Source organism: Pseudomonas tritici, assembly GCF_014268275.3.
Lineage (GTDB): Bacteria > Pseudomonadota > Gammaproteobacteria > Pseudomonadales > Pseudomonadaceae > Aquipseudomonas > Aquipseudomonas tritici.
On record NZ_CP077084.1, the window covers coordinates 4,301,470 to 4,317,057 of the forward strand.

At 59.0% G+C, this 15,588-nt stretch carries 10 protein-coding genes and 4 tRNA genes; 2 read left to right on the forward strand and 12 right to left on the reverse strand.

From position 1 onward, the window contains the following. Window positions 1-29 precede the first annotated feature (29 nt). The gene (locus tag HU722_RS19465) at window positions 30-3,326 is read left to right on the forward strand and encodes an EAL domain-containing protein (RefSeq protein WP_065890607.1); all 3,297 of its coding nucleotides are present in this window, start codon (window positions 30-32) and stop codon (window positions 3,324-3,326) included. A gap of 391 nt (window positions 3,327-3,717) precedes the next feature. On the opposite strand, the gene HU722_RS19470 is transcribed toward HU722_RS19465, so the two are convergent. The 12 genes from HU722_RS19470 to uvrB all read right to left on the reverse strand — a co-directional run bounded on the left by HU722_RS19470 (window position 3,718) and on the right by uvrB (window position 13,951). Continuing rightward, window positions 3,718-4,479, reverse strand: a complete 762-nt coding sequence (locus HU722_RS19470) for a hypothetical protein (RefSeq protein ID WP_371913943.1) — start codon at window positions 4,477-4,479, stop codon at window positions 3,718-3,720. 269 nt (window positions 4,480-4,748) lie between these two features. Beyond that, window positions 4,749-5,972, reverse strand: a complete 1,224-nt coding sequence (locus HU722_RS19475; protein WP_065890605.1) for a hypothetical protein — start codon at window positions 5,970-5,972, stop codon at window positions 4,749-4,751. Between the two features lie 560 nt (window positions 5,973-6,532). Further along, a complete protein-coding gene (locus tag HU722_RS19480) occupies window positions 6,533-7,510 on the reverse strand; it encodes a tRNA dihydrouridine synthase (RefSeq protein ID WP_065874123.1) in 978 nt (325 codons plus the stop codon). Between the two features lie 55 nt (window positions 7,511-7,565). After that, entirely contained in the window at window positions 7,566-8,000 is a 435-nt protein-coding gene (locus HU722_RS19485; protein ID WP_015884984.1) for an acyl-CoA thioesterase, read from the reverse strand. Window positions 8,001-8,039: 39 nt separating this feature from the next. Continuing rightward, window positions 8,040-8,873 carry an alpha/beta hydrolase gene (locus tag HU722_RS19490; RefSeq protein ID WP_065890825.1) on the reverse strand — a complete coding sequence of 278 codons (834 nt, stop codon included), beginning with the start codon at window positions 8,871-8,873 and terminating at the stop codon, window positions 8,040-8,042. A gap of 15 nt (window positions 8,874-8,888) precedes the next feature. Further along, window positions 8,889-9,428, reverse strand: a complete 540-nt coding sequence (locus HU722_RS19495) for a TetR/AcrR family transcriptional regulator (protein WP_065874125.1) — start codon at window positions 9,426-9,428, stop codon at window positions 8,889-8,891. Window positions 9,429-9,610: 182 nt separating this feature from the next. Beyond that, a tRNA-Glu gene (locus HU722_RS19500) sits at window positions 9,611-9,686 on the reverse strand. An 80-nt stretch (window positions 9,687-9,766) separates the two neighbouring features. Beyond that, window positions 9,767-9,842 (reverse strand) — tRNA-Ala (locus tag HU722_RS19505). Window positions 9,843-9,892: 50 nt separating this feature from the next. After that, window positions 9,893-9,968, reverse strand: a tRNA-Glu gene (locus HU722_RS19510). A gap of 56 nt (window positions 9,969-10,024) precedes the next feature. Continuing rightward, window positions 10,025-10,100: transfer RNA gene (locus HU722_RS19515), tRNA-Ala, on the reverse strand. A 147-nt stretch (window positions 10,101-10,247) separates the two neighbouring features. Continuing rightward, complete coding sequence (gene gltX, locus HU722_RS19520; RefSeq protein WP_065874127.1) at window positions 10,248-11,729, reverse strand: glutamate--tRNA ligase; 1,482 nt, start codon at window positions 11,727-11,729, stop codon at window positions 10,248-10,250. A 206-nt stretch (window positions 11,730-11,935) separates the two neighbouring features. After that, a complete protein-coding gene (gene uvrB / locus HU722_RS19525) occupies window positions 11,936-13,951 on the reverse strand; it encodes an excinuclease ABC subunit UvrB (protein ID WP_065874129.1) in 2,016 nt (671 codons plus the stop codon). Window positions 13,952-14,293: 342 nt separating this feature from the next. Between uvrB and HU722_RS19530 the strand changes: the two genes are divergently transcribed. Continuing rightward, the gene (locus HU722_RS19530) at window positions 14,294-15,490 is read left to right on the forward strand and encodes an amino acid aminotransferase (protein WP_065890604.1); all 1,197 of its coding nucleotides are present in this window, start codon (window positions 14,294-14,296) and stop codon (window positions 15,488-15,490) included. Window positions 15,491-15,588: the final 98 nt, after the last annotated feature.

Sequence of the window (15,588 nt, forward strand, 5' to 3'; positions counted from 1 at the left end):
TACGCCCATCGAGCCAAGGCCCTTTGATAATGCGCAACCCCGTCGATTCCCTGCCACCCCTGCCCCGCATCTACGCCCTTGATCCTCAAGAGGCGGAGCAAAGCTGGGACAGCGCCCCACAACTGCTGGCAGCGCTCAATGCCGCCAGGCTGGGTGCATGGTGCTGGGAGATAGACAGCGGCAGAATAAGCTGGTCGCGGGGCACCCAGGCGCTGTTCGGCTTTGACCCGCGCCAACCGTTGGCCAAGGACCTGGACTATCTCGACCTGCTGGCGCCGCAGGATCGCGCCCGTGTAGTGCGGGCCTTTCACGCCGTACTGGCCGGCGAGCCATTCGAGCAGGCCATGCACCACCACATCCAGTGGCCGGACGGCACCCATCACTGGCTGGAGATCAACGGCAGCCTGGCGCCAGACAAAGCCGGTCGGCGCCGCATGATCGGGGTGATCCGCGAGACCACCCGCCAGCGCGAACGCGAGCACGCGCTCAGCCACTCCGAAAAACGCTTTGCCACCTTGTTCCACCTGTGCCCCAACATGGTATTGCTGACCCGCCAGTCCGACGGCTTGATCAGCGAGGCCAACCAGTATTTCGAAATGCTCTTTGGCTGGCCGCTGGCCGATGCCATCGGCCGCAGCACCCTGGAGCTCGGCCTGTGGCGCCACCCGGAGCAACGTGCGTTGCTGGTCAAGGCCACGCAGCGCAAGGGCCGGCCCATCACCATGGAGGTGCAATTTTGTGCCAGCAACGGCCAGGTCCACGATGGCACCCTCAGCGCGCAAAAGGTCGAGCTGGAGGGTGAGGCGTATTTACTCAGCACCTTTCTCGATACCACCGAGCGCAAAAACGCCGAGCAAGCCCTCAAGGACAGCCAGGAACGCCTCGACCTCGCGCTGGACTCGGCGCAACTGGGCACCTGGGACTGGCACATCCCCACCGGCATGCTCTATGGCTCGGCGCGCGCCGCCCAACTGCACGGCCTGCCGCCCGAACCGTTCCATGAGTCTTTCGACGCGTTTTTCGAAGGCATGCCCAATGAAGAACGCGAAAGCATGCGCAACGCCTACCGCACCCTGCGCGAGGGGCCGGCCGGCAACTATCAACTGACCTACCGCGTGCCCATGGAAGACGGCAGCTCGCGCTACCTTGAAAGCCGTGCCCGCCTGTACCGCGATGATAAAGGCGCGCCGCTGCGGATGGCCGGCACCTTGCTGGACATCACCGACCAAGTGGAACGCGAACAACGCCTGACCGCCTCCGAAGAAAAATTCGCCAGCCTGTTCCAGGCCAGCCCGGACCCCATCTGCGTGACCTGCCTGGACAGCGGCGTGTTTATGGAGATCAACCCTGCCTTTACCCAAACCTTTGGCTGGACCGCCGCCGAGGTGATCGACAAAAGTGCCGAGCAGATCGGCCTGTGGGACGAGTCGAGCAAACGCCTGCAGCGAATCGAGCGGGTAATCCGCGAGCAAACGCTGAGCAATGTGGCGATTGTGGCGCATCACAAAAACGGACAGAGCCTGACGTGCGTGATTTCCAGCCGTTTGATCAAGGTCGGCGACCAGCCATGCATCGTCACCACGCTGCGGGACATCACTCAGCAACAACGCTCGGAAGCTGCACTCAAAGCCAGCGAGGAGAAGTTCGCCAAGGCCTTCCACTCCAGCCCCGACGCGATTTCCATCACCGAGCGCGACACCGGCCGTTATGTGGAGGTCAACGACGGTTTCTGCCGCCTGACCGGCTATCGCGCCGAGGACGCCATAGGCCTGACCCTTTACCAGATCGGTATCTGGGCCGATGAAAACCAACGCGCGGCGCTATTGGCCGAATTGCAGATCAAAGGGCGCATCCACCACCTGGAAATGCTCTGGCACAACAAGCGCGGCGAGTTACTGGCGGTGGAAGTCTCGGTGGAGCCCATCACCCTGAATGAAACCCCGTGCCTGCTGCTGACGGCGCGGGACGTGAGCCTGCTGAAAAACGCCCAGGCACAGATCCGCCACCTGGCCTACCACGACCCGTTGACCAACCTGCCCAATCGCGCCCTACTGATGGACCGCCTGAGCCAGCAGATTGCCCTGCTCAAGCGCCACAATTTGCGCGGTGCGCTGCTGTTCCTGGACCTTGACCACTTCAAGCACATCAACGACTCCCTCGGCCATCCGGTCGGCGACTCGGTGCTGAAGATCGTCACCGCACGCCTGGAGGCCAGCGTGCGCATGGAAGACACCGTGGCGCGCCTGGGCGGCGATGAGTTCGTGGTGCTGCTCAGTGGGCTGGACGGTTCGCGCATGGAAGTCAGCAATCAGGTGCAAGAACTGGCCGACACCCTGCGCGAATTACTCTCGGAGCCGATGTTCCTCGATGGCCATCGTTTGCAGGTCACGCCGAGTATTGGCGTGGCGCTGATTCCCGACCATGGCACCACGCCGGCGGACTTGCTCAAGCGCGCCGACATCGCCCTGTATCGCGCCAAGGACTCAGGGCGCAACACCACGCAGATGTTCCATAACAGCATGCAAAAAACCGCCAGCGAACGCCTGCGCATGGAGACCGACTTACGCCTGGCGCTGTCGCGCGGTGAGTTCAGCGTGCATTACCAGCCGCAAGTGGATGCACGCGGCAACAAGATCGTCGGCGCCGAGGCGTTGGTGCGCTGGCAGCACCCGCAGCTGGGCGCGCAGTCGCCGTCCGAATTCATCAAGGTACTGGAGGACAGCGGCCTGATCCTTGAAGTCGGCACCTGGATCCTTGATGAAGCCTGCGCGGCCTTTCAACAACTGATCGCGGAAGGCCTGGTAGACCCGTTGAACTTCAGCCTATGCGTGAACATCAGCCCTCGGCAGTTTCGCCAGAACGATTTTGTGGAGCGGGTGGAGCGCAGCCTCAAGCAGCACCAATTGCCGTTCAGCCTGCTGAAACTGGAAATCACCGAAGGCATCGTGATTCAGAACCTGGACGACACCATCAGCAAAATGCGCCGCTTAAAAAAACTCGGCGTGAGCTTTGCGATGGATGACTTCGGCACCGGTTACTCATCGCTCACTTACCTCAAGCGCCTGCCGGTGGATGCGCTGAAGATCGACCAATCCTTTGTGCGTGACGCCACTCACGACCCCAACGACGCCGAGATCATCCGCGCCATTGTGGCGATGGCTCGCAGCCTGAACCTGGTGGTGATCGCCGAGGGTGTGGAAACCCAGGATCAACTGACATTTCTGCAGGGCTTGGGTTGCCATCTGTACCAAGGCTATTGGCACAGCCGACCACTGCCGATGATCGGATTCAGGGAGCTGTTGACCGCCGACAAGGGTCGGGTTTAAACCAGTTTCAGTGAAACCCTGCAACACCGCGGCGGCCTGGGGGCGGACACTCGTCGTGACCATGGGCATTAAGCGAGGAGAAGGTTCAATGGCAGACGTACTCATATCATTAACGCTTAATGAAATAGGTGGATGCGTCCACAGCGAAAAACGCTAAAACTTTATAAAGCAGTGTCTGAAATAAAAAAGCACGTTGATCCTGCGGCAGATTAATCGGCCAGTTGAATCACACAACTAAGCCTTCACAAGTGCGTAGTCGTTCAACCTTTCAAAGCGTGCATACAGGTCAACGTGCTAAACCACGAACTACAGTTAAAGTGGCATCCATGCGAACATTCCGTGGTGAGCCCTTTGCGGCTACATGGGTCAAATCGGACAGTTATCGGCGTTATCAGACCAGCGCAATCGCCTGCCCACCGGTGGGCCGGCCACCTCTGCGCCCGTAATACTCTTCACTTCCATCCACCACCGCAACCGAGTGCCCGCGTCTGTTGACCATACCGATCAACGACCTGTCGGCCAAGTCACGCGCCGACACGCGTTGCATATGATCCTTTAACCCCAAACGCTTAAGGCCCTCCCCCGGCCCACTTTCATCCTCTCGATCGTTAAGACTTCTTATGGCTGCATCAAAGCTTCTGTTCGCGAATCCATCGTTATTCTCTATTTGCGCACGCTTGGCAGAGCACGCAAAAAGGAAGTGTGCATCCTTGAGCATTTCCCGATCATTCATGCGAACAAAGTCGGCACCGCGAATAGCGCTGTCCAACTCAGATTCTTTCAACGTCAACGCGAACCCATCGCGCATAACAACTTTATAAGCGTCTGCAACCTTCTCAACAGACTTATAGATGTCCGTTGGGCTTTGGCCAAACTTCGCCATCGCCGCCTTGATCGCCGAGACCGTTACGCAGTTACCTTTGCTTCCCTGCCTAAAGCCATTCCAGATGTTGTTGGGTTTTGCACCGTTACGCTTATTAGACAGTTCGGGAATGGGCTCTTTTGGCTTGTTGACGGGTGTCGTATCGGGAGCGGGCTGCACACGCGGCTGAGGTAGAGGTAAGTCGTTGCTTTTTGGCTCCGGCGGGCGCACGTCTCCCTGCAGAAGACTCTGCAATTGGCTGAAGAGCTGCTTGAACAGTTCGGTCAGCATGCCCATCAAGGCAATTGGGGTGGGGTTATTTGCGAAGCTACCGGGCTTGATCTCTGTGCGGGGGGCTGGTGGTGCGGTACGAACGTTATTCTGGAGCCCTGAATCACACGAGGCACGAACAGAATAGTCAGGTGCCCGGTAAGGATTGATAGTGGGTTGCGTAGCGTGGCTATGGCTTATTGATGACATGCTTCAAATCTCTTTGAGTGTTCCCTGACCTAACGGGTCAGGGAACGGACATTTATGTTCAACGCTTCAAGACAGCAGGCTCAGAAACGTGAACGCAGGCTTGGCCTGGCAGCGCGATGGTCGTCGAATCGGCTCCGGGAGTGCCTGCTGGAATCGTTCACCAAGTCATCCGGTGCGGGGGCTGTAAGGTCCGGAGCAGGCCGGGTCTCAGGCTTCGGATCAGCCGTGGTAGTGTTAGGTTCGACCGGCGTTGCAGGCGCTTTGGGTTCGGGTTTGTTAACGGTCGCCGGAGTGACTTGAGGCTGTAGCAACGGCGAGGTATCGAGCTTCGGAATGACCGTTGATGTCAGCGACGGTTGTTTATCGACCTTCGGGTTCACCACTGTTGGCGACTGGGGTTGGGCATCGACCTTTGGCGTGACCAATGCCGGTAGCGCGGGCTGCACATCGACCTTAGGGATGAGCACGGGCTGTGGCGCAATTTTTTCGCCTGTATGGGGGCAGTGACAGCCCTGGACCTGCACCGTCACATTGATTTCGGAAGACAACTTATTATTTTGCGCAGTATCAGTGACTGAAGTCATAGTCGGTTTTGCGGCGAGCTTGCCGTCAGGTGTCATGGTCATCTGGGTCTGCCCATCCGGCTTTACCTTCACGTCCGGGCCCGGCTTGACCGGTGTCTTGGCATCCGCAAGCGGCTCGATCCCAGGTTTAACGTTCGTATCCGCAACGACTTTAAGATCAGGACCAGGCTTCACCGGCGTCCTGGCATCCACTTGCGGTTCCATCTTGGGTTTAACGCTTTTATCTGCAATGACTTTAGGATCAGAGCTAGGCTTCACCGGCGTCCTGGCATCCGTTTGCGGTTCCATCTTGGGTTTAACGCTTGTATCTGCAATGACTTTAGGATCAGAGCCAGGCTTCACCGGCGTCCTGGCATCCGTTTGCGGCTCGATCTTGGGTTTACCATTTGTATCTGCAACGACCTTTGGATCAGGGCCAGGCTTCAGTTGGGATTGAGCATCCAGTTCACCGGGCATCTTGGGCAGTACGCCCATACCCGCAAGCATGCTTCGCATCGCCTTGACCGCAAACTCAAACATGGCGAACAACTTTTCCAGCGATTCTTTATTAACGGTCAGATTATTTTCTTTTGGCGCCGGGCTGCTGTCTTTCAGAAACTTACTTACATTGTCCGCCGCCGGAGATAGTTCGAGCGGTTTATTCACCTGTACGGACGGCTGACTAAGGTGTGCATATTCTGCGTTCATTGGCACAAACGGTTTGGTCGATACATTAGACATATTTCTATTCCTTAGACCACGCTCAACCCTGCGCTGACAGGAGAGCGAGTTATTGATGTGGAGTGTGAATCAACGGTGAGTTCGACAAACTCGAAAGATTCGTGGGGCGAAACGGCAACGAGTTCCGAAAAATCGAGGCTTATATAAGGAAACCAAATAACCAGTCGAGCATTTAGCCTATGGACATCCAGTATAAAACCGCGAAGGTGTACGGCCTGCGCGCCTCAAGATATGACACTAAAGGCAACACCCTGACAGAAAGTAACTTCAGGAAAACAACAAACCTTTTTGATGCGCGCAACTTATGCTAACTAACGCGCACGCAAGTACTTCAACACCCTTCCATCAAGGCCAACCTGTTAAAACCTCGTAGCAGTCGAACCCTACACTCACGCTTATTTGCATATATCTCGCGACAACATGGCAACCCTCCAAGCGCCATCCAGGCTGAACACTGCCCTGAACAGGGCGCATTGTCGCTACACCGTTATTTTTCAGACAAAAAAAGGCGCCTTTCGGCGCCCCTTACAGCAAAAGATGAAACACTTATATATGTAAACCTAATCTTGCAACGCCATCGACCGCTCACGCTGGCTGGGCATACCCAGCAAACGTCCGACCTGCTCCAGATCAGTTTCCCTACGCATCAACGTAAACAACTCCACCGCTTCAGGGTAATTGCGGGTGAGCATCGCTAGCCATTGCTTCAAACGCCCCGGCGCTTGGCGCTCGGTCAGTTGCGCCACTGACTGGGTCCAGAAGTCTTGGAGCATGGGCTGCATGTCTGCCCAAGTCATCTCAACCACGTCCTCGCCCGCCCGCGCCGCAGCGATCTGCCGTGCCAGGTCAGGACGCGCGACCAGGCCGCGGCCCAGCATGATGTCTTCGGCGCCGCTGATTTCGCGGCAACGCTTCCAGTCGTCGACACTCCAGATATCGCCATTGGCGAACACCGGCACCTTGACCACGTCCTGCACCCGCGGGATCCACTCCCAGTGGGCGGGCGGTTTGTAGCCATCGGTCTTGGTGCGTGCATGCACCACGATATGCGCAGCGCCGCCTTCCGCCAGGGCCGTGGCGCAAACCAGGGCGCCGTCCGGGCTGTCGAAGCCCAGGCGCATCTTGGCGGTTACCGGGATATGGGCAGGCACAGCGCGACGGACGTGTTCGACAATCTGGTTGAGCAGCTCCGGTTCCTTGAGCAGCACCGCACCACCGCGCGACTTGTTGACGGTCTTGGCTGGGCAGCCGAAATTCAGGTCTATGACCTGCGAACCCAATTCGCAGGCCAAGGCCGCATTTTCGGCCAGGCACACCGGGTCGGAGCCGAGCAATTGCACGCGCAGCGGTACGCCCGCGGCGGTGTGGGCACCGTGCAGCAGTTCCGGGGCGAGCTTGTGGAAATACGCAGGGGTGAGCAGGCGGTCATTGACGCGGATGAACTCGGTCACGCACCAGTCAATACCGCCGACTCGGGTCAGCACGTCCCGCAGGATGTTGTCGACCAACCCCTCCATGGGCGCCAAAGCAATTTGCATGGAAAACACTCAACAAAAATCGTGGCGCAGTTTACTGGGTTTCCCACAGCAACCGTTAACCCCCTGTCAGGGCGGGGCCATAACCGTCGAGAAACTCCGCGGGCATGCGCTTGGGCTTGCCGCTGGACAGCTCGATGCAGACAAAGGTGGTGTGTGCGCGCAACAAAGTGACGCCGTCACGCGGGCGTACCAGTTGGAAGCGCCGGGTCATCTTCAGGCGTTGGTCCCAGTCGACGATCCAGGTGGCCAGTTGCAGCTCATCGCCTTCGTAGCCTGCGGCCAGGTAATCGATCTCGTGCCGCACCACGGCCATGGCGCGGTCAAGTCGACGATATTCGGTCAGGTCCAGCCCCAGGCGCTGGGAATGGCGCCAGGCGCAGCGCTCCAGCCAAGACACATACACCGCGTTATTGGCGTGCCCCAGGCCGTCGATGTCTTCAGGGGCGACCTGCAGATCGATGATAAACGGCGTTGCCAAATCCCAGCCCATGCCTTGCTCCAGTCGATTAATGTCGGCGGGAGGAGTGTATCAGGCGCTTTGCCGCTCCTGTAGACAGCAGCCGGCCAGCAATGCCAGCACACCGTCGATCACCCGTGGATCGGCCAGCACTTTCTGGTGACCGCCCTGCTCCAGGCGCAGCAGGCGGCTGTCGAACCAGGCTTCGTGAATGGCTTGCGACGCCTTGACCGGGACGAACGTATCGTCTTCGGCATGCACGATCAGGCCGGGGATATTCATCTGGTAGTGGGCCACATCCAAGTGTTTGAGCGGCATGCCGAACGTCAACTCGACCTCCTGGATAAACGCCGACCGCGCCCGCGCTGGCAAACCGACCATCTTGGTAAAGCCGCGTAGCGCATCCAGAAAGCGTGACGGCGCGGCAATACTCACCAACGCCTCGGTACGCAAGCCCAACTGCACTGCCAGCATCGCACTGGCACCGCCCATTGAATGGCCGATCACGGCATGCAGCGGCGGCAACTCTGCCGCCGCCTCAAGCATGGCGCGAGCAAAGAGCAGCACATGGGCTTCGCGCCCCGGCGAACGGCCATGGGCGGGACCGTCCAGGGCAATCACCGAATAACCATTGTCGACCAACGCAGTGATCAGGCTCGCGAACTGAGTGGGCCGCCCTTCCCAACCGTGCATCAACAACACCGCAGGCCCCTGGCCCCAACGCAAGGCAGACAAACCGAAACGCAAGGTAATGCGCTCCGATTGCGCCAGCAGCGGCAGCTCCCAATCGCGCGGCGGTAGATGGCGCGGCGTCATGAAGGCGCGACGCATCTTATTGGCCACCATTTGCGGAGCGAGGTGTCCCAGCGTACCGTTGAAGCGACGAGTCCAGGTTAGCGTGCCCATCATGAGAGCCCTCTTCTAGCGCACCGCCGACTTGGCGGCGCGCAGCACACGGTCAGACAATTCACCAGGACCCAGCGCGCGGGCCAGGGCCAGGCCACCGATCATCAGCGCCATGTCAGCTAGGGCTTTGTCAGTGTCTTCAGGGCTGGCGGCGAGCTGCGCAGCCATCAACTCGCAGTGCTCATTAAGTGCCTGGCGGAACTCATCCGGCAGACGGCTCATTTCGCCCACCGTGGCCGGGATCGGGCATGCCTGGGCGGTTGAGTCACGGTGCTTGCGCGACAAGTAGAACGCCGCCACCAGGCTTCTGCGCTCTTCCCCGGTCAGCTGTGGATCGATGTCGTCGATCGAGGCGCGACGCTTGGCCAGCAACTGTGTAAAGGCCTCCAGCATCAGCGCGTCCTTGCTTTCGAAGTGCGCGTAGAAACCACCGACGGTCAGCCCCGCGGCCCCCATGACCTCACCCACACTTGGTTCTGCCGGGCCACGCTGGATCAACGCGGCGCTGGCAGCCTGCAGAATGCGTTCGCGGGTTTGCGCTTTTTTATCGCTCATCATTGCCTCCGATGTTCATGGGTTGAATATTATTATCATAATAATATTTGGCAAGCGACAGGCGTGACCATTGGTCAGAAGATATAAAGGGAATTGAGAGAGGAATTGGCCAAACGCCAGACAAACAAAAGGGCCATTCAATAATTGAATGACCCTTAAAAATCCCGCAGAGCGGGTAATCGTGGCGTCCCCTAGGGGACTCGAACCCCTGTTACCGCCGTGAAAGGGCGGTGTCCTAGGCCACTAGACGAAGGGGACACAAACCTTCTATACACTGATCAGCGCTGAGAACTGATCGATTCAAGGGCCGAGTGACCGCAACCTTGAACCTGTAAAATTGGTGGAGCTAAACGGGATCGAACCGTTGACCTCTTGCATGCCATGCAAGCGCTCTCCCAGCTGAGCTATAGCCCCGGATTTTTCGTCTCTCGACGCAGCAGACCTTTCGAACTGCTTGTTGAAACTGGCGTCCCCTAGGGGACTCGAACCCCTGTTACCGCCGTGAAAGGGCGGTGTCCTAGGCCACTAGACGAAGGGGACAAAACCTTCTGTACATCAACTCAAGGACGGTGTGGCCAGACCTTGAACCTGTAAATTGGTGGAGCTAAACGGGATCGAACCGTTGACCTCTTGCATGCCATGCAAGCGCTCTCCCAGCTGAGCTATAGCCCCTCATCGGTGAGGACGGGGCGAATCTTAATGGCGGTTTAGAAGTGTGTCAAATTTATTTTCAACAATTTCCAAAGTTTTTTGCCGGGATAACAATCACTTACCGGTGAAACCCCGGAAAACCGGGGTTTCACCGTTACAGCAGCCTGCTTAGGCGATAGCAGCCAGCAGTTTTTCCCACTCTTTGTTTTCTTTCTTCGACACACCACCAAGCAAATCAAGGGCTTGGCGTAGACGGAAACGCGTCAGGTCCGGGCCGAGAATTTCCATCGCATCGAGTACCGACACCGAACTGGCCTGCCCGGTGATCGCGGCAAACATCAAAGGCATGGCGTCGCGCAGCTTCAATTCCAGGGACTCCACCACCGCCTGGATGGTCGCGGTGATCGCATCCTTCTCCCATTGGCGCAGGCTTTCGAGCTTCCACAGGATTAATTGCATCAACTGGCGAACCTGATCACCGGAGAGTTTCTTGGACTCAAACAGCTTGGCATCCGGGTTCACGCCACCCGCGAAAAAGAAGCTGGCCAACGGTGCGACCTGGCTGAATGTTTCCACCCTGCCCTGCACCAGCGGCGCGATCTTCATCATGTACTCAGGGTTCAACGCCCACTGCTGCACGCGGCTGGCGAACTCTTCCACCGGCAAGTCACGCAGCCATTGGCCATTAAGCCACGACAGCTTCTCGATATCGAAGATCGGCCCGCCCAGAGACACGCGGGAAAGGTCGAAGTTGTCGACCATTTCCTGCAGCGAGAACTTCTCGCGCTCGTCCGGCATCGACCAGCCCATGCGACCCAAGTAGTTGAGCATGGCTTCCGGCATGAAGCCCATGCGCTCGTAGAAGGTCACCGAGGTCGGGTTCTTGCGCTTGGACAGCTTGCTCTTGTCCGGGTTACGCAGCAGCGGCATGTAGCACAGCTGCGGCTGTTCCCAGCCGAAGTACTCGTAGAGCAGGATCAGTTTCGGCGCCGACGGCAGCCATTCTTCACCGCGCAGCACGTGAGTGATGCCCATCAGGTGGTCGTCGACCACGTTTGCGAGGAAGTACGTCGGCAAGCCGTCGGTCTTCATCAGCACTTGCATGTCCATGCGGTCCCACGGGATTTCGACGTCACCGCGCAGCATGTCCGGCACCACGCACACGCCTTCGCTCGGCACTTTCATGCGGATAACGTGCGGTTCGCCAGCGGCCAGGCGGCGGGCGACTTCTTCTTTCGACAGCAGCAGCGCACGGCCGTCGTAGCGCGGGGTTTCGCCGCGGGCCTGTTGCTCGGCGCGCATCTGGTCCAGTTCTTCGGCGGTGCAGAAGCACGGGAACGCATGACCCATGTCGACCAATTGCTGGGTGTACTGCTTGTAGATGTCGCTGCGCTCGCTCTGGCGATACGGGCCATGGGGGCCACCAACGTCCGGGCCTTCCGCCCAGGTAATGCCCAACCAGCGCAGGGCATCGAAAATCTGCTGTTCCGACTCACGGGTAGAGCGCAGTTGATCGGTGTCTTCGATCCGCAGGATGAATTCACCGCCGTGCTGCTTGGCAAAGCAGTAGTTGAACAAGGCGATGTAAGCAGTGCCGACGTGGGGATCCCCAGTAGGCGATGGCGCAATGCGCGTGCGGACGGTGGTCATGGCAGGTCTCGAATGGGCGATAAAGCTGAAAATTGAAACAAGGGGGGAATGGTAACAGCCTGGGGTGGTTGGGCTCCAGCCTGGGTGAATCAGGGAGACCGAGGCGCGGCCATCGCAGGCAAGCCAGCTCCCACATTTGACTGTATGCACAAATCAAAATATGGGAGCTGGCTTGCCTGCGATGAGGCCAGTCCTGTCAGCGCAGATCAAACAGCCAAAAGACGCTCACGCAACTTACCAATCTCATCCCGCATCTGCGCCGCCGCCTCAAACTCCAGGTCCCGCGCCAACTGGTACATCTTCTCTTCCAATTGCCGAATGCGCTTGGTGATCTCACTCGGCGAGCGCAGTTCGTTCTCGTACTTGGCGCTTTCCTCGGCAACCTTGGCCATGCCCTTGCGCTTCTTGCTGCGCGAGCCCGGTACCACGGCGCCTTCCATGATGTCGGCAACGTCCTTGAACACGCCCTTGGGCGTGATGCCATGTTCCAGGTTAAAAGCAATCTGTTTGTCGCGGCGGCGCTCGGTCTCGCCAATCGCCCGCTCCATGGAACCGGTAATGCGGTCCGCGTAGAGAATCGCCCGCCCATTGAGGTTACGTGCCGCGCGGCCGATGGTCTGGATCAGCGAGCGTTCGGAACGCAGGAAGCCCTCCTTGTCCGCATCGAGGATCGCCACCAGCGACACTTCCGGCATGTCCAGACCTTCACGCAGCAGATTGATCCCCACCAGCACATCAAAGGTGCCCAGGCGCAGGTCGCGGATGATCTCCACGCGCTCCACCGTATCGATGTCCGAGTGCAGGTAACGCACGCGCACGCCGTGGTCAGCCAGGTAGTCGGTCAAGTCTTCAGACATGCGCTTGGTCAACGTAGTGACCAGCACCCGCTCTTCCAGGGCCACGCGTTTGCCGATCTCCGAGAGCAAGTCATCGACCTGGGTCAGCGCCGGGCGGATTTCGATTTGCGGGTCGACGAGCCCCGTCGGGCGCACCAACTGCTCAACCACACGGCCCGCATGCTCGGCCTCGTAGTTACCCGGCGTGGCCGAGACAAAAATCGTCTGCGGGCTGATGCTCTCAAACTCGTCAAAACGCATTGGCCGGTTATCCAGCGCCGACGGCAGACGGAAACCGTATTCCACCAAGGTTTCTTTACGCGAGCGGTCACCTTTGTACATCGCGCCGACCTGCGGCACGCTGACGTGCGACTCGTCGATCACCAACAGCGCGTCGTCCGGCAAGTAATCAAATAGTGTGGGCGGCGCCTGCCCGGAATCACGACCCGAGAGATAGCGCGAGTAGTTTTCGATACCATTGCAGTAGCCCAGCTCCAGGATCATCTCCAGGTCGAAGCGGGTGCGCTGCTCAAGACGCTGGGCTTCCACCAGCTTGTTATTGGAACGCAGGTACTCCAGGCGCTCGGCCAACTCGGTCTTGATGCCCTCGATGGCGCCCATCAGGGTTTCGCGCGGGGTCACGTAGTGGCTTTTCGGATAGAACGTGAAGCGCGGCAGCTTGCGGATTACCTCGCCGGTCAACGGATCGAAGGCCGACAGGCTCTCGACTTCATCGTCAAACAGTTCGATGCGGATCGCTTCCAGGTCGGATTCCGCCGGGTAAATATCGATCACATCGCCGCGCACGCGGAAGGTGGCACGGGCAAAGTCCATGTCGTTGCGCGTGTATTGCAGGCTCGTCAGGCGACGCAGCAACTCGCGCTGGTCGAGTTTGTCACCGCGATCAACGTGCAACACCATCTTCAAATAGGTTTCCGGGCTGCCCAGGCCGTAGATGCACGACACCGTGGTGACGATGATCGCGTCTTTGCGCTCCAGCAGCGCCTTGGTCGCCGACAGCCGCATCTGCTCGATATGGTCGTTGATCGACGCATCCTTCTCGATAAAGGTATCGGAGGACGGCACATAGGCTTCGGGCTGGTAGTAGTCGTAGTAGGAAACGAAGTATTCCACCGCGTTATTCGGGAAGAACGCCTTGAACTCGCCATACAACTGCGCGGCCAGGGTCTTGTTGGGCGCCAGCACCAGGGTGGGCCGGTTGATCTGCGCGATCACGTTGGCGATGCTGAAGGTCTTGCCCGAACCTGTCACCCCGAGCAGCGTCTGGTGGGCCAGGCCGGCTTCGATGCCCTCGACCATCTGGCGGATGGCTTCCGGCTGATCGCCAGCGGGTTCAAAGCGGGTGACGAGTTGGAAATCCGACATAACATACCTCGTGTAGTCACCCCAGACTGTAAACCCGTCGAGGACGAAATAGACCACCACCCGCGAAGATTCAGAGCGGATAGTAGGAAAAAACCATGATAGCCATAGAAGTGGTGGCGAGTGCGTCGGGTTTCAAGGCAATCGTCCTACGCGACCCTTCCGATCCCTGTTGCAATAAGACTAACGGTCAGCAAATAAACCGAAAAACTTGGCCGAAAAGCCGTTTCGGCTGTCGCCCTCAGCCGTGATGGCCTCTATACTAGCTCCCCGTTTGTGCACCGCTCTAGTGCATTCGGCTGGAGCGCGACACGTCCCTCCCTTCCCCCATAGAGCTGCCGCAAAATGAGCCTGTTCTCCGCTGTCGAAATGGCACCACGCGATCCTATCCTGGGCCTCAACGAAGCATTCAACGCCGATACACGAACCACCAAGGTCAACCTTGGCGTGGGCGTTTACTGCAACGAAGAGGGGAAGATTCCACTCTTGCGTGCCGTTGCCGAAGCGGAAGCCATTCGCGTGGCGCAACACGCCGCCCGTGGCTACTTGCCGATCGACGGCATCGCGGCGTATGACAAGGCCGTGCAAACCCTGCTGTTTGGTGCTGAGTCGCCACTGCTGGCTGCGGGTCGCGTTGTGACCGTCCAGGCCGTTGGCGGCACCGGCGCCCTGAAAATTGGCGCCGACTTCCTCAAGCAACTGCTGCCAGACGCCGTTGTCGCCATCAGCGACCCAAGCTGGGAAAACCACCGCGCCCTGTTCGAAACCGCAGGTTTCCCGGTGCAGAACTACCGCTACTACGACGCCGCCACCCACGACGTAAACCGTGCCGGCCTGCTCGAAGACCTCAACGCCCTGCCGCCACAGTCCATCGTGGTGCTGCACGCCTGCTGCCACAACCCGACCGGCGTCGACCTGAGCCCGGCCGACTGGCAGAACGTGCTGGACGTGGTCAAGGCCAAGAACCTGGTGCCGTTCCTCGACATGGCCTACCAGGGCTTTGGCGACGGCATCCACGAAGACGCCGCTGCCGTACGTCTGTTCGCTGAGTCGGGCCTGACCTTCTTTGTGTCCAGCTCGTTCTCCAAGTCGTTCTCGCTGTACGGCGAACGTGTGGGCGCGCTGTCCATCGTTGGCGACTCCAAGGAAGAAAGCGCGCGCATCCTGTCCCAGGTCAAGCGTGTGATCCGCACCAACTACTCCAACCCGCCGACCCACGGCGCGGCGATTGTTGCAGCGGTGCTGAACAACCCTGAGCTGCGCGCCCAGTGGGAAGCCGAACTGGCGGAAATGCGCCTGCGCATCCGTGGCATGCGCGAGCAGATGGTCGCCGAACTGGCCAAGGCTGCTCCGGGCCAGGACTTCAGCTTTGTCGGCCGCCAGCGCGGGATGTTCTCCTACTCCGGCCTGACCGTTGAGCAAGTCACTCGCTTGCGCACCGAGTTTGGGATCTACGCACTGGATACCGGGCGTATCTGTGTGGCGGCGCTGAACCAGTCGAACATTGATGCGGTCACAAAGGCGATTGTTCAGGTTCTATAACCTGGCGGCGCCGCAAGAAGGGAAGCTACGGCTTCCCTTTTTAATGCCTGTCAGAAAATGCCCTGCTCCCCTAGACTGAACCCTGATTGCCCCTTTGC

Coding starts and splice junctions, on each gene's coding strand:
- HU722_RS19465 (WP_065890607.1), top strand. CDS start 30: ATGCGCAACCCCGTCGATTCCCTGCCACCCCTGCCCCGCATCTACGCC.
- HU722_RS19470 (WP_371913943.1), bottom strand. CDS start 4,479: ATGCTGACCGAACTGTTCAAGCAGCTCTTCAGCCAATTGCAGAGTCTT.
- gltX (WP_065874127.1), bottom strand. CDS start 11,729: ATGACCACCGTCCGCACGCGCATTGCGCCATCGCCTACTGGGGATCCC.
- HU722_RS19475 (WP_065890605.1), bottom strand. CDS start 5,972: ATGTCTAATGTATCGACCAAACCGTTTGTGCCAATGAACGCAGAATAT.
- HU722_RS19485 (WP_015884984.1), bottom strand. CDS start 8,000: ATGGGCTGGGATTTGGCAACGCCGTTTATCATCGATCTGCAGGTCGCC.
- HU722_RS19490 (WP_065890825.1), bottom strand. CDS start 8,873: ATGGGCACGCTAACCTGGACTCGTCGCTTCAACGGTACGCTGGGACAC.
- HU722_RS19480 (WP_065874123.1), bottom strand. CDS start 7,510: ATGCAAATTGCTTTGGCGCCCATGGAGGGGTTGGTCGACAACATCCTG.
- HU722_RS19530 (WP_065890604.1), top strand. CDS start 14,294: ATGAGCCTGTTCTCCGCTGTCGAAATGGCACCACGCGATCCTATCCTG.
- HU722_RS19495 (WP_065874125.1), bottom strand. CDS start 9,428: ATGAGCGATAAAAAAGCGCAAACCCGCGAACGCATTCTGCAGGCTGCC.
- uvrB (WP_065874129.1), bottom strand. CDS start 13,951: ATGTCGGATTTCCAACTCGTCACCCGCTTTGAACCCGCTGGCGATCAG.